General features: G+C 47.2%; 19 protein-coding genes. 10 read left to right on the plus strand and 9 right to left on the minus strand.

From position 1 onward, the window contains the following. The first annotated feature begins 16 nt into the window (after positions 1-16). Positions 17-1,441: an NAD(P)H-binding protein gene (locus KNQ11_RS05880; protein ID WP_064299730.1), complete on the plus strand. Its 1,425-nt coding sequence runs from the start codon at positions 17-19 to the stop codon at positions 1,439-1,441. A gap of 120 nt (positions 1,442-1,561) precedes the next feature. After that, positions 1,562-5,149, plus strand: a complete 3,588-nt coding sequence (locus tag KNQ11_RS05885) for a dynamin family protein (protein WP_214770530.1) — start codon at positions 1,562-1,564, stop codon at positions 5,147-5,149. A gap of 284 nt (positions 5,150-5,433) precedes the next feature. Here KNQ11_RS05885 and KNQ11_RS05890 read toward each other — a convergent pair whose 3' ends face one another. The 3 genes from KNQ11_RS05890 to KNQ11_RS05900 all read right to left on the minus strand — a co-directional run bounded on the left by KNQ11_RS05890 (position 5,434) and on the right by KNQ11_RS05900 (position 8,335). Further along, a complete protein-coding gene (locus tag KNQ11_RS05890; RefSeq protein ID WP_050677213.1) occupies positions 5,434-6,342 on the minus strand; it encodes a LysR family transcriptional regulator in 909 nt (302 codons plus the stop codon). A 12-nt stretch (positions 6,343-6,354) separates the two neighbouring features. Continuing rightward, complete coding sequence (gene corA / locus KNQ11_RS05895; RefSeq protein WP_214723466.1) at positions 6,355-7,305, minus strand: magnesium/cobalt transporter CorA; 951 nt, start codon at positions 7,303-7,305, stop codon at positions 6,355-6,357. Between the two features lie 481 nt (positions 7,306-7,786). After that, a complete protein-coding gene (locus tag KNQ11_RS05900) occupies positions 7,787-8,335 on the minus strand; it encodes a hypothetical protein (protein ID WP_023468520.1) in 549 nt (182 codons plus the stop codon). A gap of 284 nt (positions 8,336-8,619) precedes the next feature. Here KNQ11_RS05900 and KNQ11_RS05905 point away from each other — a divergent pair, with 284 nt between their 5' ends. Both KNQ11_RS05905 and KNQ11_RS05910 read left to right on the plus strand, forming a co-directional pair. Next, entirely contained in the window at positions 8,620-9,738 is a 1,119-nt protein-coding gene (locus KNQ11_RS05905; RefSeq protein WP_214770534.1) for an NAD(P)/FAD-dependent oxidoreductase, read from the plus strand. 42 nt (positions 9,739-9,780) lie between these two features. Continuing rightward, positions 9,781-10,104 carry a hypothetical protein gene (locus tag KNQ11_RS05910; protein ID WP_214770538.1) on the plus strand — a complete coding sequence of 108 codons (324 nt, stop codon included), beginning with the start codon at positions 9,781-9,783 and terminating at the stop codon, positions 10,102-10,104. Between the two features lie 78 nt (positions 10,105-10,182). Here KNQ11_RS05910 and egtD read toward each other — a convergent pair whose 3' ends face one another. The 5 genes from egtD to KNQ11_RS05935 all read right to left on the minus strand — a co-directional run bounded on the left by egtD (position 10,183) and on the right by KNQ11_RS05935 (position 14,738). Next, positions 10,183-11,139, minus strand: a complete 957-nt coding sequence (egtD, locus tag KNQ11_RS05915) for an L-histidine N(alpha)-methyltransferase (RefSeq protein WP_055968420.1) — start codon at positions 11,137-11,139, stop codon at positions 10,183-10,185. After that, positions 11,139-12,419 carry an ergothioneine biosynthesis protein EgtB gene (gene egtB, locus KNQ11_RS05920; RefSeq protein ID WP_214770550.1) on the minus strand — a complete coding sequence of 427 codons (1,281 nt, stop codon included), beginning with the start codon at positions 12,417-12,419 and terminating at the stop codon, positions 11,139-11,141. The genes egtD and egtB overlap by 1 nt, the downstream gene beginning before the upstream one ends. 124 nt (positions 12,420-12,543) lie before the next feature. Further along, complete coding sequence (gene guaC / locus KNQ11_RS05925; protein ID WP_023468525.1) at positions 12,544-13,527, minus strand: GMP reductase; 984 nt, start codon at positions 13,525-13,527, stop codon at positions 12,544-12,546. 160 nt (positions 13,528-13,687) lie between these two features. Further along, entirely contained in the window at positions 13,688-14,194 is a 507-nt protein-coding gene (locus KNQ11_RS05930; RefSeq protein ID WP_214770552.1) for an NUDIX domain-containing protein, read from the minus strand. Beyond that, positions 14,181-14,738, minus strand: coding sequence for a GNAT family N-acetyltransferase (locus KNQ11_RS05935; RefSeq protein WP_149427536.1), 558 nt, complete (start codon positions 14,736-14,738; stop codon positions 14,181-14,183). The genes KNQ11_RS05930 and KNQ11_RS05935 overlap by 14 nt, the downstream gene beginning before the upstream one ends. Before the next feature lie 162 nt (positions 14,739-14,900). Between KNQ11_RS05935 and KNQ11_RS05940 the strand changes: the two genes are divergently transcribed. The 6 genes from KNQ11_RS05940 to KNQ11_RS05965 all read left to right on the plus strand — a co-directional run bounded on the left by KNQ11_RS05940 (position 14,901) and on the right by KNQ11_RS05965 (position 19,600). After that, positions 14,901-15,143, plus strand: coding sequence for a hypothetical protein (locus tag KNQ11_RS05940; protein ID WP_208796362.1), 243 nt, complete (start codon positions 14,901-14,903; stop codon positions 15,141-15,143). A 243-nt stretch (positions 15,144-15,386) separates the two neighbouring features. Beyond that, a complete protein-coding gene (locus KNQ11_RS05945) occupies positions 15,387-15,587 on the plus strand; it encodes a cold-shock protein (protein ID WP_023468529.1) in 201 nt (66 codons plus the stop codon). 84 nt (positions 15,588-15,671) lie between these two features. Next, entirely contained in the window at positions 15,672-16,037 is a 366-nt protein-coding gene (locus tag KNQ11_RS05950) for a nuclear transport factor 2 family protein (RefSeq protein WP_214770555.1), read from the plus strand. 124 nt (positions 16,038-16,161) lie between these two features. Next, complete coding sequence (gene serC, locus KNQ11_RS05955; protein WP_029341915.1) at positions 16,162-17,226, plus strand: 3-phosphoserine/phosphohydroxythreonine transaminase; 1,065 nt, start codon at positions 16,162-16,164, stop codon at positions 17,224-17,226. Then, the gene (locus KNQ11_RS05960) at positions 17,227-18,384 is read left to right on the plus strand and encodes a phosphoglycerate dehydrogenase (protein WP_133207446.1); all 1,158 of its coding nucleotides are present in this window, start codon (positions 17,227-17,229) and stop codon (positions 18,382-18,384) included. Between the two features lie 13 nt (positions 18,385-18,397). Continuing rightward, positions 18,398-19,600, plus strand: a complete 1,203-nt coding sequence (locus KNQ11_RS05965; RefSeq protein ID WP_214770557.1) for a DUF1015 domain-containing protein — start codon at positions 18,398-18,400, stop codon at positions 19,598-19,600. Between the two features lie 55 nt (positions 19,601-19,655). Here the strand turns inward: KNQ11_RS05965 and KNQ11_RS05970 are convergent, their stop codons facing one another. Next, the gene (locus tag KNQ11_RS05970; protein WP_214770560.1) at positions 19,656-21,428 is read right to left on the minus strand and encodes a glycoside hydrolase family 13 protein; all 1,773 of its coding nucleotides are present in this window, start codon (positions 21,426-21,428) and stop codon (positions 19,656-19,658) included. Positions 21,429-21,497: the final 69 nt, after the last annotated feature.

Consider the following 21,497-nt stretch of genomic DNA (forward strand, 5'->3'; position numbering starts at 1 on the left):
AGAGGAGTTTACATCCATGCCAACGCGCCTAGCTTTAGCCGGAGCCACCGGATACATTGGTCACAATTTACTGAACGAACTAAAGAAAAAATATGACGTCATCGCCCTTTCACGAAATGGTGACGACAAGGACAATGAGGAACGCGTCGAATGGCGATCGTGCGACCTCTTTTCTCTAGACGATACGATCGCTGGTATGAAAGGAGCAGACATCGCTGTCTATCTCGTCCATTCGATGATGCCATCTGCTAAATTGACACAAGGATCGTTTGAGAATATGGACTTATTGTTAGCCGATAACTTCGCCCGTGCCGCAAAAGAAAACGGCATCCGGCAAATCATCTACTTAAGTGGTATCATCCCCGAGGAAACAGAAAATCTATCGCGTCACTTAAAGAGTCGACTTGAAGTCGAACGCGTTCTCGGTGCGTACGGAACACCGGTGACGACGATCCGTGCTGCGTTAATCGTTGGTCCTAAAGGTTCATCGTTCCCAATCTTATCGAAACTCGTCAAACGCTTACCCGTCATGGCACTCCCACGATGGACACGTAACAAGACCCATCCTGTCGCCTTACCCGACGTCATTCATGCCCTTGGTGAAAGTGTCGATCGCGATGACGTCAAAGACCGGGCCATCGATATCGGTGGACCGGAAGCGATGACCTATAAGGAGATGATCCTTAAAACAGCCGACATCATGGGTAAACGACAACCGACGATCGATATTCCTTTATTGACCGTTAAATTATCGCGCCTTTGGGTGACGCTCGTGTCCGGAGAACCAAAAGAAACCGTCTATCCACTCGTTGAAAGCATGGTCCATGAGATGGTTGCGGATCCAGAAAAAATGGTTCCCGGCATCAGTGACGGCAAAATCACATTCGAACAATCAGTCCGAGATGCATTAAAAGAGGAGGAGGAACAAAAAGGATCTTCTTCCTCGTCGTCTTCGACACCAGACGTCCTTGACGTCCGATCGGTACAACGTGTTCTTTTGCCAAAGGATCGCGATGCCGACTGGGCAGCTGACGATTATATGAACTGGTTGTCATCATTTGCCCGCCCTTTCCTATCGTCAACTGTGAAAGATCAAGTCGTTGGAATCCACATTCCGTTTTACGAACAACCGCTGCTTGAATTGACGAAGGAACCGGTTCACGATCGACAAATGGCGACATACCGGATTACCGGCGGATTGTTCGCAAAAGTCGAGCAAGATAGCCGTGGTCGGATTGAATTCCGGCAAATTCCCGGTACGCAAGAATGTATCATCGCCATCCATGAATTCGTCCCTGCGCTACCGTGGATACTCTACAAGGCAACACAGGCGAATGTTCACCTGCTCGTCATGTATCTCTTCAAATTACACTTGTTGCGCCGGATTCATTCGACGGAACAAGAATCGACACGTGCGGACGAAATCGTTCCGTCGTCTTGAACCTAATTAAAACAATCTGCCTCTTACTGGGCGGATTGTTTTTGTCGTTTGCGGAAGGATGACGAAACGGAAAAAATCGTGATACACTGGACGATGACTGAAAGAAAGGGGTTTCATTGCATGCGCTCATTTGAGGAACGATTATCGAACCAACTCGAGGCGACGGCTTCACTCGCCACATTGATTCAACCTTCAACGGATCAACTCCGTTTAGATAAACTAGATAAATTTGCTAGCAAACTATTAAAACGAGAGTTCACGATTGCGTTTGCTGGTCACTTTTCAGCTGGAAAGTCGAGCATGATCAACGCCTTGACGGGTGAATCGGTCTTACCGACGAGTCCGATTCCGACGAGTGCAAACATCGTGACACTTCAGCAAGGTGAGATGGATTCAGCAATCGTTCACTTTCATGAACAGCCGTCTGTTCGTCTGACTGCAAAAGAGCAAGAGAAGCATCTTCAATCGCTTGGGAAAAGTGGTGATGTCCAACAAATCGATTTGACGCATGCCGCGTCCGCGCTGCCTCCTGGTCTCGTCTTAATGGATACGCCAGGCGTCGACTCGGTCGATGATGCCCACCGTGTATCAACGGAGTCTGCCCTTCACTTGGCTGACATCTTGTTTTACGTCATGGACTACAATCATGTTCAATCCGAATTGAACTTCATGGTGACGGATGAATTACAAGCTGCCGTACCGGAATTATATTTAATCGTCAATCAAATCGATAAACATCGTAACGATGAACTATCATTCGACGCCTTCCGCCGCTCGGTTCATGCGTCCTTCGCTGAACACGGTGTCGTACCGAAAGGAATCTTCTTTACGAGCCTACGGGACCCAGCCCATCCGCATAACGATTTCACGGAAGTCGAACAGCTCGTCAAACAAAGCATTCGCGACGCTCAACCGAAGTTGTTGACTTCTGCCGCTTTGACACTCGAAAGTCTTCACCAGGAACATACACGTTATCTCACACGTCTCGTCTCAGAAACACAAGAGACGATGGCTGAGCAATTGAATGACGCTGAACGACGGGATCCGGCGAAAATCGAAACCGAATTAACGCGTGTCTCGCAACAATTAGAAGCACGCCAACCGGACCGCTGGGTACAGACGTTTTCGCTTCATCGGGATCAACTCTTGAAAAATGCGACATTGATGCCATTTGAGTTACGCGAGAAGATGCGCCGCTTCCTCGAGTCACGTCAGCGTGATTTCAAGGTTGGATTATTCCGTAGCGCGAAAAAAACGGAAGCGGCTCAAGCAGAGATCGCACAAGACGTGCTCCGTGCCTATCAGACAGTGACCGCTTCCGAAATTTCGCTTCATTTACGTAACTTGATGAAACAATCATTACGTGACCTTGGTCTCCTGCAGGATACGCATATCGTCGCAATCGATCAGCTATCACTCGACCCACCGCTTTCCGTACTCGAAAGTGCCTTGCCAACCGGTATTACGATCACAGGTGAATCAGTGCTCCAGTTCACGAATCGTGTCGCCGAACAGACACAAGCGTGGTTCGTCAAGGAAACGAACGCGTGGCGTGAGCTTGTTCGTCAAGAGTTGACGGCAACTTTCCCGAAAGAACAAGCTGAACTATTGCAACAACAGACGTCACTACAGCATAAATGGAATAGCGTTCAAGCATGGCAACAGGCTACCGTAGCACTCGAGCGATATGAGCATGGCGTTGCCAATCCATCTGACCAACAACTCGAACGGGCTCGGACGCAAGTCTCAGTTTGGGAGGAGCAATTGATTCAGCAAGAAGCGGCGATCGTTTCCTTTACCGGGTATGAATCGGTAACAGAAACTACTGCGTTTGAAGTAGCGACGACGATCAGTGAGCAACAAACCATCCGTTATGCACCGGAAGACGTCGCTCAAATCCGTCAGCATCTGAATGGTCTTCAAGGTTTTGAAGATGCTGTTGCTTATTTGAATGACAAATTGGACCGACTGACACACCAATCGTTCACGATTGCCTTATTCGGTGCCTTCAGTGCCGGAAAATCATCGTTTTGCAATGCCTTACTCGGAGATAAAGTCCTCCCAGTCTCTCCGAATCCGACAACCGCATCAATCAACCGGATTCACCCTGTTGACGCTGCACACCCGCACGGCGTGGCAGAAGTCACGTTCAAGTCGGAAGCAGCGATGCTTGAGGACTTAAATGAAGCAATGGTCGAAACAATGACGTTCGAGTCAACGAAACAGGCATACGATACGCTCTTACCACGTAACGCGTCACTGACAGACCCGTTCTTGCGTGCTTTCTTGAAAGGATTCCCTGCCGTCCAACCCTTCATCGGTACCATTCACACGGTCGATCAAGACGCTTTTAAACAGTATGTCGCGCAGGAAGAACGAAGCTGTTTCGTAGATGTCATCGATTTCTATTACGATAGTCCGTTAACACGTCTCGGCGTGACGCTCGTCGATACACCGGGAGCAGATTCAATCAATGCCCGTCATACTGATGTCGCTTTTGATTACATCAAGAACGCGGATGCGATCTTATTCGTCACGTACTTCAATCATGCCTTCGCCCGCGCTGACCGTGAATTCTTGATTCAACTCGGTCGTGTCAAAGACGCATTCGAACTCGATAAGATGTTCTTCCTCGTCAACGCGATTGATCTCGCTGCGTCAGATAGCGAACGTCAAGATGTCTTGAACTATGTCGCGACGGAATTGCAACGCTTCGGGATTCGATCGCCTCGACTGTATGGAGTCTCGAGCTTACAAGGACTCACGGAAAAGCAACAAGAGCGATCAGATTCAACTTCCGGTTTACCTGAATTCGAGGAGGCATTCCATCACTTCCTAGCGGAGGATCTGACCGGTCTCGCCAAAGTATCGTTGTCTGAGCAGACGGAAAAGACCGTCCAGCGACTCGAACGATTTATCGCTGCGACTGAAGCGAATCTGTTGCGAAAAGAAGAACGGTTGGCTGAGTTATCTACTCTAGAACAGCAGGTCACGGATCGTTTCGAAGACAATCGCGCCGCTTTGATCGAACCTGCACTCAAAGCAGAGATCCATGAGCTGTTGCATCATGTCGTACAACGCATTTATTACCGTTTCCCTGACTTTTTCAAGGAAGCCTATAATCCTGTTCGTTTTGCTCAAACTGGCAAAGGAGTGGCATTACAGGATGCGTTAACGGAACTGTTGATGTTCCTTCGGTTCGATTTTGAGCAAGAGCTCCGGGTCACGCATTTCCGTGTCGACCAATGGCTCGAAGCGGCCTTGATCCGGCGTCAACAAGAGGAGCAACAGTTGCTAGAGCAATGGAACGAATCCTTCCAGCTCGCGCCTGTCACGGTCTCTCGATTAAATGAAATGACGTTCGATGGTCCATTCGAAGATGCAACGCCTTATGTCGGCGTCAAACGCCACTTCCGGAATGCGAAAGCCTTCTTTGAAAAAAATGAGAAGGAGCAGTTGAAGGAGGAACTTGCGACATTAACTAAACAAGAAGCACTCGCGTATACTGCCACTCAAGAAGAACGCTTGCTGGCAGTCGCTGCGGCACATCTGGACGTTTCTTTGACAGCCGTTTCAGAGCACCTGTTACGCCAAACACTCGAGCAACTTGAGAGTGAACGCGCGACGTTACAGGCACAAGAGACGCTGACTCCTTATAAACAAGCAGCAAAGCAGATTCGTAGTCTGACGCCACACGTCACTTCTTGAAACACGATCGCTCCAACGTAAAAGAGGCTGACCCAACAGTCAGTCTCTACAAAGATAAGGGTGGCAGATCATAATTCTGCCACCCTTATCCCGTAAAAATAGAATGACCCGTCATACGCCACTCCTACAGGAAAAGCGCATTTTTGCGCTGTCAGAGACAAACAAGACCCGTTTTCATGCTGGAATGAAGCAGGAAAACAGGCTTGTGTCTCGCCTGAGGAAAGGGCGTGAATAGACGAGTCATTCTTTTTTTTGAGTCAGTCCCCTTTTTGATTGCCTTCTCGTCATCGCGATGGCGTTGGCCAGTACGACTGAAAATAGTGGACGATGTATTGGTGAACGTGCCGGACGACAGGACGTAATTCCGTCCCAACGAGTCGGTTCAATGAGACATCCCATAACATCGGTGGGTCGAACGGGATGATTTTAATGTCATCCGCATGATGAAACCGTAGTATCGGCTCCGGTAGGATCGAGATGACGTCAAGTTCTTGGACCATCCCGATCAACAAGTCCCATGCCCCTGACATGAAGAAGATATTCGGCTCTTGCTGCACTTTACGAAACTCCGATAGTATTTGATGATGTAACATGAATCGGTCGTTCAAGATGACGAGTGGTTCATTTCCGATATCACGATAGGATAGCGCTTCTTTTGCTTGAAACGGGTGATTCGGACGAACGGCGACGACGACCTCATCTTCGATCAATCGAAAACGTTCGATGCCATAGGATTCACCCGGTTCGATCAAGATGGCCAAGTCGAGTTCTTCAAGTAACAGTCGACGTTTGAGTTCAAACGCCCCCTCCTCGATGATTTCGAGTTCGATGCCAGGGTGTTCCGCCATGAACTTCGGAATCAACTGCGAAAATAAGACAGGGAGGATGACGGGTGGGATGCCGAGACGGACTTTTCCTCGGACGACGTTCGAGCGTTCACGCAGATGCCCCATCAATGCTTGATGACGTGTCAGAACGATCTTCGCATCCTCATACAATTGACGTCCCGTTTCCGATAACCCTGTCAACCGTCCGTGCTTTCGAATGAACAGTTCCACTTGCTCCAGCTGCTCGAAGTCGCGGATCATCTGACTAAGCGCCGGTTGCGAGATTGACAAGTGCTTCGAAGCACGCGTTAAGTTATAGCCTTGCTCAACGATTGTCGTAAAAAAAAGTAACTGTCGAATATCCACTTACATCTCCCCTTATTCATCAAACCAGCGATTTTTTTTGAAAAACAGAATCATTCCTAAAGCGAGGAGTCCCATTGCCCCTAATGTCACGAAATAACCGTACCGAGTGGTCAGTTCTGGCATATGTTCGAAGTTCATGCCGTATATACCGGCGATGAACGTCAACGGCATGAAAATCGTCGTGAAGATCGTCAACGTCTTCATGATGCTATTCATCCGGTACGAGTTGAGGGAAATGAAATTATCCCGAAACTCAGATGTCATCAATCGGTTGTATTCGATCATTTCCGATAACTTCAGTAAGTGATCGTACAAATCGCGAAAGAATGCCTGTTTCTTTGGATGAATCGATAACCGCTTCGATTCGACGACACGATACAGTAAGTCCCGCATCGGCATGACCGTCCGCGAGATTCGAAGTAACCGCGCGCGTAGTTCGAAAATCTCCTCCATCAACCGACGATCATTGCCACGCGTTCGGTAGCGTTCCTCAAGCGCAAACAATTCATCTTCCGTTGCATGAACGATCGGAAAATACCCGTCGACGATCTTATCCATGATTTTATGTACGAGGTCGACTGTTTCTTGTTTGTCGAGGCGTTGGCTACACTGTTCAAACACGATATCAATTTCTGGTGAAGATTGCTCATGGTAGCTAACGAGATGCCGATCACTTGCGAACAAATTGATTTCACGACTCGTCAACGTTCCTTCATCGAGCGCATGAAGGACAAAAAAGCTATGTTCTGTATAATATTCAAGCTTTGGGCGTTGCAAGTAATGAAAACAATCTTCAATCGCCAGTGGATGAAAATCAAAAACCTCAATCAATTTTTGCTTCTCTGCGTCTGTCGGTTGATCGAAATCAACGAAATAACGTTTGATGCCCGACTCCTGTATCCGACTTACATCATCGGTCAAAATGATTGTGTCATTCGCATCGATCAGTATACAACGAATCAACTTTTTCTCCCCCTTTTCCTATGTAAGCGTACTATATTTTTTCGTATGCAACAAAAAAAGGATTTCCTCGAAGAGAAATCCTTTCAGATTGTAGACAAATGAACTGACTCAAAAAATGACACACCTTTTCACGCCCTTTCCTCAGGCGAGACACAAGCCAGTTTTCCCGCTCCATTCGAGCAGGAAAACGGGTCTTGTTTGTCTCTGACAGCGCAAAATCGCACTTTTTCCTGTAGGAGTGGCGTGTAATGCGTCATTTTTTTATATCCGGAAGAAGGACCGAGAAGCATTTTGTTCACTCGACATCGCTTCCTAGGGAAAAACAAGCAAGAGCGACCCTGAAGCGAAGCGGCGCGATGCTTGTCCCAGGAAAACGATGCGAGTCGAACAAAAAAAGCGCAATCCTTCTCGTTAGAGAACAATTGCACTTGTCTTCAGTCTCAAAAGATTTCCCCGAAGAGAAATCCTTTTCATATAGCAATCAACCATGTTCAATATAAAATCCGCTCCAATAAACCTGACGATACGTAAACTCTTTTCCACTCTTCGTCGTCACAAGCATCTCATCTTCTGCCATGACGGCAATTTTAATGGGTACTTCACCGTGATCCGTCAAATAATTGAGGATCTCAAGATGCCGATTCAACCAAAGACGACGGCGGAACCAACGAAAACGACTGAATGCCGCACTGAAGTGGAGTAAGGCAAGCGCAAGGATAATTAAAGCAAACGGAAGTGGAATATCGAACAACGCAATCAAATATACATCTGCGATCAGCAAGGATAACGAGAGACCCATTTCCGTCATCTCCATGAAAGATGCTTTATAGGTCGCAAAGTAGGTCATCACACGAAATAGGAAGATGACCGTGAGGTACGGTACAAAGTACATTTGAAACACATGGTCCGTGCCGCTGTTGACGAACATGAGCAGTGGCAGGAAGAATAGCAATTTCCAGATTAGGATGGCGGAATAAAATAAAGTATGATCCGTGTAGCGTCTGCGTACGATGGCTTGACTCATATTCATTGCCTTCCCCTCCTTCATGATGGACCGTTTCAAAGTCGATGATGACAGGACATGATGCCTATAAGGGTATGTTTCCGAATTCAGCTGTTTCTAATCGTCTAATTCACAGTTTTTAGAAACTGTATATTTAGTATACGTCATGACGCGCTAAATGGTTCACTTTCCCCATCATTTCCCATCATTCGATGTGCTACAGATTGGAAACCCGCTCTTGCTAGTCGTCCGGATCTTCTACTGCTACAATAAAAGATATTCCAATTGAACAGAATCGAGTTGAATCTTTCATGTACACCCATATCATCATCGGCGCCGGAATTCTCGGCGCCTCGACTGCCTATCATTTATCGAAGGCTGGTGAACGCGTCTTACTCGTCGATCGGAAGGAACCCGGTCGAGCCTCTCATGCGGCAGCCGGCATCATCTGTCCATGGATGACACAACGGCGAAATAAGGCATGGTACAAATTAGCGAATAACGGGGCTCATTTTTACAAGACATTGATTCCTGAACTGGAAGCACTCGGTGAGACGAGTACGGGTTATCAGCAAGTTGGCACGATCGCCTTACACGAAACATCAAAAATCGAAAAGATGGAGACAATTGCGCAAAACCGTTTTCCGGAAGCACCTGCCATCGAACGTATCGAACGACTGGACCAAGATCGTGTCAAAACGCTCTTTCCACTCGTCGAACAGATCGAAGATGCCTTATTCGTTTCCGGTGGTGCCCGCGTTGACGGACGTGCCTTGTGTGCCTCATTGATTCGTGGTGCTGTCGAACACGGTGCGACCGTCCTAGAAGGAGATGCTACTCTTGTCGTAGACAAGGGAGTCGTCACTGGTATAACCATGGAAAATGAACAGTACTCGGCAGAACAGTTCATTTTAACGGCGGGTGTTTGGTTAAATGACCTGCTCCGTCCACTTGAGCTTAAAATCGATTTGCATCCGGAGAAGGGACAGATCCTGCAACTCGATTTGACGGATTCTACATCAACGACTTGGCCCGTCGTCATGGGACAACGCGGATTATATCTCGTCTCCATCCACGAAGGGAAACTGATCGTCGGTTCAACACACGAAAAACAGACCAACTACGACTTGAAACCAACCGTTAAGGGGATGTATGCCTTATTGAATCGGGCTTTACCTGTCTTACCGCGTCTCGAAGAAACAACGATTGATGAACTGCGTATCGGCTTACGCCCGTATACGAAAAACTCCCTGCCGGTGATTGGACCGCTTCAAAATCATCCGAACGTGTTCCTAGCGAACGGACTCGGTGCATCTGGTTTGACGATCGGACCCTATCTCGGTAGCCAATTAGCGAAGCTTGCACGTCATCAAGCGCCTGATATCGAATGGACGACTTATGAGCCGACCTATGTCTCTCTCAACTCCTGACCAACTCTATGCTTCACTTTGAAAGGAAGTACACCATTGTCCATGAAACCAATCGTTCCTCTTGAATTATTCGATGCTTTAGATATACGTGTTGGTACAATCCAGTCGCTTTCGGATCTTACCGATGGCTCAATTCAGCTTGAACTACAATTCGACGGATTTACGCGTTTATTCTCACTCGACTGGGAATCACTGCGACCCGATGTCCATGAATTGCTTGGAAAACAAGCGATTGCCGTACTCAATATACCTGGTCGTACGCCTGAAGAGTCCGGGCGGTTGCTTGAGATCGGACGTTCGGAACAATGGATGCCGATCCTCGTCGTACCGGAACATCCGATTCCGGAAGGAGCACGTGTCGAATAAGGCATATCATTTAGAAAAACACTCCCTGTGTCGCTTCGTAATGGAAGCTTTCAAGTGGGAGTGTTTTTTGATGTGCCGTTACATTTTTTCTAAATAATGCACGCTGAATCGTTCATCGTCATCGATCCAACAATTGACTGAATGAAAACCACTTTGACGGGCAAGTGTCTCAAACTCTTCTTTACTATACTTATAGGAGTTTTCCGTATGAATCGTTTCCCCTTGTTTGAATGGAACCGTCACATCTCCAACTTGCACGAGTTGATCGAGTTGACTCCGAAGATGCATTTCGATTCGTCCTTTTTCTTCATTATAAAAAGCATGATGTTCGAATCGTGTCACATCAAACGTTCCCTCGAGCATCTGATTCAAATGCGTCAACATGTTCAAATTGAATGCTGCTGTGACACCGGCTGCATCATTATAAGCCCGTTCAAGCACATCAACAGACTTTTTCAGATCAACACCGATCAAGAATCCATCGCCCGTTTCAAGAATTCGTGAGGAATGACGTAAGAAGCGCATCGCTTCCTCCGGTTCAAAGTTACCAATCGTCGATCCCGGGAAAAAGATGACTCGTTTTTGAGACTCCTCGACCGGTAAAGAAATCGATTGTGAGTAATCCCCACAGACCGCTTTAATATGCAGCGCAGGATACCGTTCCGACAATTGGCGTGCAGATTCCATTAGGAAGTCTTTTGAGATATCAATGGGCATATACGTATCGAGATGTGTAAATGTCTCCAGTAACATCTGGATTTTACGACTGCTGCCACTTCCATATTCAATCAGTGTATGCACATCGCCGATACTTCGTGCAATCTCCGCTCGATGCTGCTCCAAGATGGCGAGTTCTGTCCGTGTCGGATAATATTCCGGTTGTTGCGTAATCTGTTCGAACAACTGGGATCCGATATGATCATAAAAATATTTTGCCGGTAAGACCTTTTGTTCTCGCATCAGACCTTCAATGACTTCTAAACGCATGTTTTGTTGCGGCGTATATAAATCGTACCCAATGACTGTCTCTCGCATCACATGTCACCTGCCAATCGGAAGCCGCCAAATAACCAACGTTTATCAGGCGGGAAGAAGTTGCGGTATGTCTCGCGAATGTGATCGTCAGGCGTCACGCACGCTCCTCCACGCAGTACCATTTGATTACACATGAACTTCGCATTGTATTCCCCGAGCGCTCCTTCGAGCGGTTTACTGCCTGGATATGAACTATAAGCGCTCGACGTCCACTCCCAGACGTTTCCGAACATGCTCGCAAGCGTTGTCTCTGACTCTTCGACGGCTACCGGATGGAAGGTTCCGCTTCCCATCATATTACGCTTCGTGACAGAATCGACTTGGCGAGAAGCCCATTCCCATTCCGCTTCTGTCGGCAAGCGTTTCCCTATAAAGCGACTATAAGCGTCCGCCTCATAAAAACTGACATGACAGACCGGTTCATCGAGACGAAGTGGTTCGACACCGTTCATCGTAAAGATCGTCCATTCTCCCGCGTCATCTTTCATCCAATATAACGGGGCTTTCCAGCCTTCTTTTTGAACCGTTGCGTACCCATCCGATAGCCAGTACTCTGATTTTTGATAGCCCCCTGCTTCAATGAACGCCAAATACTCCCCGTTCGTGACAGGACGCGTCGCTAATTCAAACGGATGTAACCACGTTTTATGACGTGGACTCTCGTTGTCAAACGCAAAACCGTCTCCTGTATGACCGATCTCGACGAGTCCTTCCTCGAATTGGATAAACGATGTTTCCTTGACTGCATTTTCAGGCACATCTGTTGTCAACGACTTTGACTGATAAGCAGGTAACAGTGGATTCGTGAAAAAGTTATACTTCACGTCCATCAAGATCAATTCCTGGTGTTGTTGCTCGTGTTGCAGTCCCATCTCGACTAACGATTCGATTTTCCATTGGTCTTCTGGAGTCCGTTCTTCTTTCAAGAACTCGACCATTTGTCCATCGACATATGACCGGTAAGCAATGATGTCTTCGACGGTCGGACGTGACAACATCCCCCGTTGTTGACGAGGCTGGTAAGGACCGATTGAATTATAGTAAGAATTGAATAGATAATTGTACTTCGGATGGAAGACTCGATAGCCTTTACTATATTCTTGTAAAATCATCCGTTCAAAAAACCAGGTCGTATGGGCGATGTGCCATTTCGGCGGACTCACGTCCGAACTCGCTTGAATAATGAAGTCTTCTGCTTCGAGCGGTTCAATCAAGGCAATTGTTTGGTTACGAACAGTGGCAAATTTTTCGATTAAGTACGATGTCGTTTCAAATAGCATGTCAATCACTCCCTATCCAAAATATTCCGAATCTTTTGGTCCATTTGATGTATACCCCTCCTATGGAAGAGTTATGCTAAAGAAACAAAAAAAAGTCCGCTCCGTTAAGAGCGAACTGATCACTTTAATATACTTTATCGCCGTTGAAGATCGAGTTCTTGACGACGACGTAGTCGACCGTCCGAATCGCCTGCAATTTGTTTCCGCCAGCGTATGAGATTGCCGATTGTAAATCTTGCTCCATCTCGATCAACGTATCCGCCAGGCTTCCTTTATGCTCGACGAACATCTTTTTTCCTTCAACGTTCTTGCGTTCCCCTTTTTGGAACTCAGAAGCAGAACCGAAGTATTCCTTGACGAGCACTCCGTCCACTTCATGTGTCTCACCAGGCGATTCTTCATGCCCCGCGAAGAGTGAACCGATCATGACCATCGACGCACCGAACCGGACCGACTTCGCGATATCGCCATGCGTCCGAATCCCACCATCCGCGATGATCGGTTTACTTGCTGCTTTTGCACACCAACGAAGTGCCGCGAGTTGCCAACCGCCTGTACCGAATCCTGTTTTAATCTTAGTGATACACACTTTACCTGGTCCAATTCCGACTTTTGTTGCATCGGCTCCCGCATTCTCAAGTTCACGCACCGCTTCCGGTGTCCCGACGTTACCCGCGATGACGAAACTTGCTGGTAGAAGCGACTTGATGTGACGAATCATCTGAATCACGGCTTCCGAATGACCGTGCGCGATATCGATCGTGATGTATTCCGGAGTCAGCCCTTCTGCTGCGAGCTGTTCGATCAGCTGATATTCCTCTTCCTTGACACCGACGCTAATTGAAGCGAACAGTTGGCGTTCTTGCATCATGCGAACGAAAGCCAAACGACGAGCCGGTTCGAATCGATGCATGATATAGAAATAATCGCCTTCCGCTAAGAACAAAGCGATCGATTCATCAATGATCGTTTGCATGTTTGCCGGTACGACCGGAAGCTTGAAACGTCTACCACCGAACTCGACTGACGTATCACATTCCGAACGACTACCAACGATTGATTTTGCTGGAATTAATTGAATATCTTCATAATCGAATACTACATCCATGAATAACACCTCTAATTACGAATATTTTTTAATATATTGGCGATAATCATTCGCCCCTTGACTACTATAACGAACTGTCCTCATAGTGTCAAAGAAATTTTCGCATTTTTAAAGCTTTTTAAGAACTTTATTCAGATATCAACAGTTAAATGTTCGTATTTTACCGATTTTTACATTGTAAATTTGTCAACCAGTGCTCTTCCCAGTCAAAATAGCTTGTTGCTTCGGATACTTCGAACACATGATCAGGATAAGGGAGTGCTAGAGGTGGACGATCCTGTTTTGGGAAATATGCCAGTTGTTTGGATTCCCCATCGACGGCTTCGAGCGTTCCCCCGACTACCTTACACTCGAATACTGTCGCTACGTATTCAACTTCGTTTCCGTCTGGGTACGTCAAACGAAACGACTCTCCACCGAAGGTCGCAATCAGACGGACCGGTCGGACGAATAGACCCGTCTCTTCATAGACTTCGCGAATGACTGCCTGTGCCGGCGATTCCCCCAGTTCGATCGCTCCAGCAGGCAAACTCCAAAACGGACCTCCTGGATCCTGAAAGAGGATGTGACCTGCTTCGTTTCGAATGATCGCTGCGACGCATGGTGTAAAAAGACGCTGCGTTCCGACAAGTTGGCGCAGATTGGCATAATAATTAGAGATTGGCATGACGTGACTCCTTTCGGTCTTCTTTTAATAGGGCAAACAAAACAAAGTCTTCCCAGGCATCGTTGATGAAGAGATTTTGTTTCGCGATTCCCTCTTTACGAAATCCGACTTTTTCAAGGACACGGATCGAGCCGATATTCTCTGGCATGACTTCAGCACGGATCCGGTGGAACTGGTGGACATCAAATAAATGATCCACGAACAATCCGACCGCTTGTGCCATATATCCTCGTCCTGAAAAGGCGGCATCCAACTGGTAGCCAATCATGCATGTCTCCGCTGGTCCACGTTGAACGAACATCGCCGAAACATCCCCAATCAACTGGTCCGTCTCGGATAAAAAAACACCATACGCATAATAAGCATCTTGACGCATTAACTCTTGATGACGATGAATCCGTTCACGTTGCCCTTTTATCGTGTATTGTTCTGGTGACGGCTTGATTGGCATCCAGTATTCAAAGTGATCACGGTTTCGCAAATTCACCTCAAGGATCTCCGCTGCATCCTCCAAGATGTACGGGCGAATGTATACAGGAAGCATATAACGTTCCTCCATTTCCATTATTATCTTCAGTTCAAGAAGTTTGGGTGTTTCATAATTCATATAGCGGGAATCTACATTATAGTTTCATTACATTACAGTGACAGCATACTATAGAGAAAACTGTCGAAGAAGGAGTGACCTATGTATTCAGACACTGATTTGCTTAATCAAATCAAACAACGCGATTCTGTCGCGTTAGAACGATTATACGATCGTTACGAAAAAACACTCTTTCTTCTATTCCGTCGCACACAAGTCGAGGATGCACTCATTCATTCCGCGATGACACAACTATTCCGAACTGTTTGGGAACAACCGACACGTTATCCGAACTTCCAAGGATTCATTTTGCATACATTACGACAGCTCAGTAGTAAAAGAGAACATATTCCGACTCGTTGAAAGAATCAGTTATACTCTTTCGACACGGGTAGAATGAACCCTTTAATTGCATGATTTATTCAAAGAAGAACAGCTTCGTTTGTTCTTTTTTTGTTTTGTCCTTTCTTTTTCAATTCAGGCATGCTATATTATTAAGTAATTATTGTTGTTCGGTGGAGATACGAAGTGTTTCACTTTATATTCGATGAAATTGATCACGGTAGTAATAATCAGTGTGCCAGTCACACGCAGGAGGCAATACACATGGAACAAGGTAAAGTAAAATGGTTTAACGCAGAAAAAGGATTCGGCTTCATCGAGCGCGAAAGCGGAGACGACGTATTCGTACACTTCTCAGCAATCCAATCTGAAGGTTTCAAATCACTTGACGAAGGTCAAGAGGTTTCTTTCGAAGTTGAAGAAGGTCAACGTGGACCACAAGCAACTAACGTTGTAAAACTTTAATTTCTTTTAGACCCTGCTCACGCAGGGTCTTTTTTTGTGTTTATATATGCTACACTAGCGATTCAGGAAGAAAGGAGATGTATTATGACACTTGAACAAACGATGCAACACCTTCAAGATGCTATGCTAAAAGGCGACCTAACACAAGTCTCGCATCTATTATCTCCCGAATTTACGTTCATCGATGCATTAGGGCGGTCATTTGATACCGAGACCTACCTCGATCATTACGTGGATCCTGCAAACATCCGCTGGTTATCCCGGACCGATGATTTTTCATACATTGATCATTTCGAAGATACGGCAATCCAGTATAGTTTGACAGAAGACCGATTTGAATACGGGACAACTCAATACGTTGGTCGTTTCCGGATCGTGTCCATCTATCGTGCTACGTCAGATGGTTGGAAATGGCACTTTGGTCAATTAACATCTCTTGATCCGTCGTAACGGATTCAAGGGATGTTTTTGTTTTCATTTTCCATTCATCGTCAGTTGGAATTGCTTCTCATTTTTCATTCCGTTACACTTGAGGGGTACATATTTTCTGAAAATTCAAGAAGGAGTGTTCCTCATGACGGTTTATAACTTCTCTGCCGGTCCAGCAGTCCTTCCTGCCCCGGTCCTATTGAAGGCTCAATCCGAGCTACTCGATTATGAAAATTCAGGACAATCCGTTCTTGAAATGAGTCATCGTTCGCCAATCTTCGAATCGATTCGGGAGGCAGCTGAACAATCCTTACGGAGACTGATGTCGATTCCCGATTCGTATTCCGTATTGTTTCTTCAAGGAGGAGCTACACTTCAGTTCGCGATGTTACCGCAAAATCTGGCGACGAAGACCGGACGGATTGATTTCATCGATACCGGCGGCTGGTCGACGAAGGCAATTGCAGATGCAAAACGGTACGCCACGGTCAACGTGCTCGCCTCTTCCGCTGATCACGGGTATCGCTTCATTCCAGAAGGTCCGTTCACGTCAACAGCCGACTATTTGCACATCACTTGGAACAATACCCTCGAAGGGACGACTTATCAGACACCGCCTCATGTCGATGTGCCACTCGTCGCTGATGTCTCGTCATCGATTTTGTCTGAACCATTGCCAATCGAGTCATTCGATGTGTTGTATGCTGGTGCTCAAAAAAACCTTGGTGTCGCTGGTTTAACGGTCGTCATCGTGAAGAACGAGTTGCTTGATCGTGTTCCTGACACGATCGGTGCCTACTTACGGTATGACATCCATGCAAAACAGCGATCTCTTTATAACACGCCACCGACGTTTAGTCTTTATATGACGAAATTAGTGCTCGATTGGATTGAAGAGACGGGACTCGAGACGATCGCGGCACGAAACGTCTCACAAGCGCGCATGTTATATGAAGCAATTGATCAATCCGATCTATTTCATAACCATGTAGCCGTCAAGGATCGAAGCCGGATGAACATTCCATTCTCGACTGGAAGCGAATCGGAAGACGCTGCTTTCTTGAACTTCGCTGCGCGTCACGATTTGATCAATCTTGCCGGTCACCGCTCGATTGGTGGAATGCGCGCGAGTCTTTACAATGCGATGCCGACCGAAGGGGTTACGGCACTGCTTCATATCATGCACCGTTTTGAACAGGGGGAACGTTAAATGTATCAAGTCCAACTATGGAATGATCTATCAGACAAAGGATTAAAACGATTTACAGACGACTATCACGTCCAGCGGGAAACGGAGCAACCAGACGCCTTTCTCGTCCGCAGCAAGGATTTACATGACATGCGCTTTCCAGATAGTCTCAAAGCCGTCGCCCGAGCTGGCGTCGGTGTCAATACGATTCCACTCGATCAACTCGCGAACCGCGGGATTCCCGTCTTTTCGACACCAGGTGCCAATGCGAATGCCGTCAAGGAACTTGTCATCGGTAGTTTGTTCCTGACGGCGCGAAAACTCGTCCCGAGTCTGCTTTGGACGAACAACTTGCGCGGACCGGATATTCCGGAGCGGATCGAAGCGAACAAAAAACAATTCGTCGGAACGGAGTTACTCGGGAAACGAATCGGGATCGTTGGACTTGGGGCGATCGGGGCAAACTTAGCCAACACCCTTCACGAGCTCGGCATGACCGTCACAGGCTATGATCCACATATGTCCGTTGAGTCCGCTTGGCGCGTCTCGAATCAGATTCAGCGGGCAACACAGCTCGAGGATCTCCTCGCGACAAGCGACTACATCACGTTGCATCTCCCGCTCGTTGATGCGACGACGGGTTTACTCGATGCGTCACTCTTTTCAAAAATGAAACACGGCGCGACCCTACTCAACTTCTCGCGTGGTGAACTCGTCGATGAACAAGCGCTAGCCGAAGTGCTCAGGTCCGGTCGCCTGGCGAATTATGTGACGGATTTCCCGAACGCCTTCATCTTGTCCCTCCCCCGGGTCATTGCTTTACCACATATCGGGGCATCAACAAGTGAAGCGGAGGAAAACTGTGCCATCATGGCGGTCGATCAACTGCGTCTGTTCCTTGAGACAGGAAACATCCGCAATGCGGTCAATTTCCCAGCCGTCGAGTTACCGTTCACTGGAAAACGACGAATTACGATTGCTCACCACAACATTCCGAACATGGTCGGTCAAATCGCCTCCGTGTTAGCGCAAGAGTCGATCAATATCGCGAATATGATCAATGGTAGTAAAGATGCGATTGCCTATACGATCATCGATATCGATAACCATGCGGACGAGATGATTTCGCTCGACCGACTGAATCAGATTCCTGGCGTCTTGAAAACACGCCTACTCTAAAGGAGTGAACCCCATGCCAACTTTCGAACCTTTTGCGGCGTTACGACCGGACTCAAAATATGCGGCAGAATTTGCCGCTTTACCGTATGATGTTTATTCGCGCGAAGAAGCACGTTCCGAGATCCGACGTCATCCGCTGTCTTTTTTACGGATCGATAAAGCAGAAGCTACTCTTCCGTCATTAATCGCTGAAGATGACCCACGCGTTTATCAGCAAGCAGCGCTTGCCTTCGAAGAGAGTCAAACAAACGGCATCTTACAACTCGATGCAGACGAGACGTATTACATTTATCAATTGTCAGATGGAACACATACGCAATCCGGTTTCGTCGGATGTGTTGCCGTCAGTGATTATGAGACGAATCAAATTCGTAAACATGAGTTCACACGTCCTGATAAAGAGCGCGACCGTGTCCGACACGTCGAACAGTTACAAGCACATACGGGTCCGATTTTACTTGCGCATCAAACCGATGCACAACTCGAAGCAATCGTCACGACGATTACTGCTGGCGATCCCCTATATGATTTCACCGTCGAAGGAGTGACGCATCGAATTTATAAAATCACCGATCGCAATCATCTATTGACGATCGGGAGCCAGTTCGCCCGTCACGATGCTCTCTATATCGCTGATGGTCACCACCGCGCTGCAGCAGCAGCCATCGCTGCCAGTCGGACGGACCAGGAGGAAGCACAACGTTTTCTTGGCGTCTCCTTCCCGCAGGATCAATTACGGATTCTCGGTTACCATCGTGTCGTTGAAGATTTGTACGGTCAATCCGTCGTTGATTTCCTCGAGCGATTAGCCCATCGCTTTACGATCACAAAAGGACGTGCCGAACAAACGAAGCCTCACCAAATCGAGATGTATCTCAACCGGCAATGGTATATCCTTTCGTACGATTCTGAACGAACAGGGACGAAAGCGAATCTCGACGTCTCGATTTTACAAGAAGAGTTGTTGACACCGTTACTCGGTATCGAAGATCCACGGACGGACGCACGGATCCAGTTCGTCGGTGGTCATAAGGGGTATGCCGGCCTTGAGCAGATCGTGGACTCTGGACATGCCGCTGTCGCCTTCCACTTGCATCCGACTTCGATCGAAGATTTAATGGCTGTGGCTGATGCGGGAGAAGTGATGCCGCCGAAGTCGACTTGGTTCGAACCGAAGCTTCGGAGCGGTTTACTGATCCATCCGTTTGATTCATAATGCACACGCACTAAAAAAGCAAGTCGTGGATTCGATATCCACGACTTGCTTTTTCTTATACGTGTCGCAAAAGAAGAGCCGACACAGCTTCTACTTGAATAGTTCCCGACAACGTCGTTGCATTTAACAGACTTTCATACGTTCCCTCAAGCGAAAGAGATTGTGCCTCTTCACTTACGTTGACCACGAGCAAGTAAATCTGTTCACCCTGACGTCGCTCGACGACAAATGTCTGTTTTGTATCATCGATCCTTTGGAAATGATACGTTCCGGCATTTGCTAAAACAGGATGCTGTTTTCGAAGAGCGATCAACTGTGCAACGTGATCGAACAACTCACGGTTCTGCTTCGTCTCACCCCATTCCATACACGCACGGTTTGCCGGGTCTTGCCCCCCAGTCATTCCAATCTCATCGCCATAGTAGATGACGGGTGAACCCGGAAACGTCAACAGTGTAGTGAAGAGTAACTTCATTCGATCGATATTCCCTTTCGCACGCGTTAGAGCACGCGGCGTATCATGCGAGTCAATCAAATTGAACATGACCTCGTTGACATTTTGAGAATGCCAGTTTAAATTCCGGCTGACTGCATGTGAGAAATCACGAACGCTCGTCTCGCCCGTCGCAAAACAAGTCAAAAAGCTCTCTGTCAAACCGTAATTCATGACGGCATCAAATTGATCGCCGAGGAGCCATGGTTGCGAATCCGTCCAGCATTCGCCGACGATATAACATGTTCCGTTCGCAGCCCGGACTTCCTTTCGAAACTCACGCCAAAACGCATGATCGACTTCACTAGCGACATCCAGACGCCAGCCGTCAATTCCGAATTCCTCGACCCAGTAACGTCCGACGTGAAGCAAATAGTCTTTGACGTCCGGATGGGCAGTATTCAACTTCGGCATGTTTCGTTCAAATGCAAACACTTCATAGTTTGGAATCGATGGATCGACCGGGAAGGAATCAATCGTAAACCAGTTGGCGTATTTTGAGTCTTTTCCCTTTTCTAAGACATCTTGAAATGCTGGGTGCTCTTCACTAATATGATTAAAGACGGCATCGAGTAATACGCGGATACCGTTCTCATGTAGCACATCGATCATCTTGCGGAACGTTTTCTCGTCACCGAACGCAGGATCAAGCTTCAAGTAATCAAGCGTATCGTATTTATGATTGGATGGTGCCTCAAAGACTGGGCAGAAGTAGACACCCGTGACGCCGAGACGTTGTAAATGATCGACGTGATCAATGACCCCTTGAAAATCTCCACCGAAGAAATTCTGAAAAGCCGGTGCTTCACTTCCCCACTCCTTCGTTCCCGCTGGATCATTCGTCGTGTCGCCATTCGCAAATCGTTCCGGGAAAATTTGATACCAGACCGTATCCTTCACCCAATCCGGTGTATCAAAGACATCCGTCGCATGAACATATGGCACAGAAAAATAATAGCCTGGATGATCGAGTGGTGCTTCGTCATACCAGCCACGCTCGGTTAAAACGGCTATCTTATCGCCATGAACCTCAAACCCATACCGTACCCGCTTCCGTTCTGGACGGATTGCAATGAACCAATAGTCATACGTCGCATCACTTCCATTGTGTTGCATCGGCGTCCGTTTCACTTTCCATGATTTTTCTTTCTCCGGATCAAAATTCCAATCTCGGTCTTCTTCTTTTTCCGCTTCCCATTCATACGGATCACCATATATCAATTCAACTTTTTCAATATCGCCTTTAGCCGTCATAAGTCGGACATGGACGGTTTCTTGATCATAGGCATAAACGAACGGTGATAATGCGCGATGAACTACTCCAGCCTGATTCAAATTCTGCCACTCTCCCTTAAATTGATATTTCTCTATCGGTAAAGTTCCTTTCTTCCGCATCGCTTAAAC

Origin of the sequence: Exiguobacterium sp. s39 (assembly GCF_018618925.1) — a bacterium.
Lineage (GTDB): Bacteria > Bacillota > Bacilli > Exiguobacteriales > Exiguobacteriaceae > Exiguobacterium_A > Exiguobacterium_A abrahamii.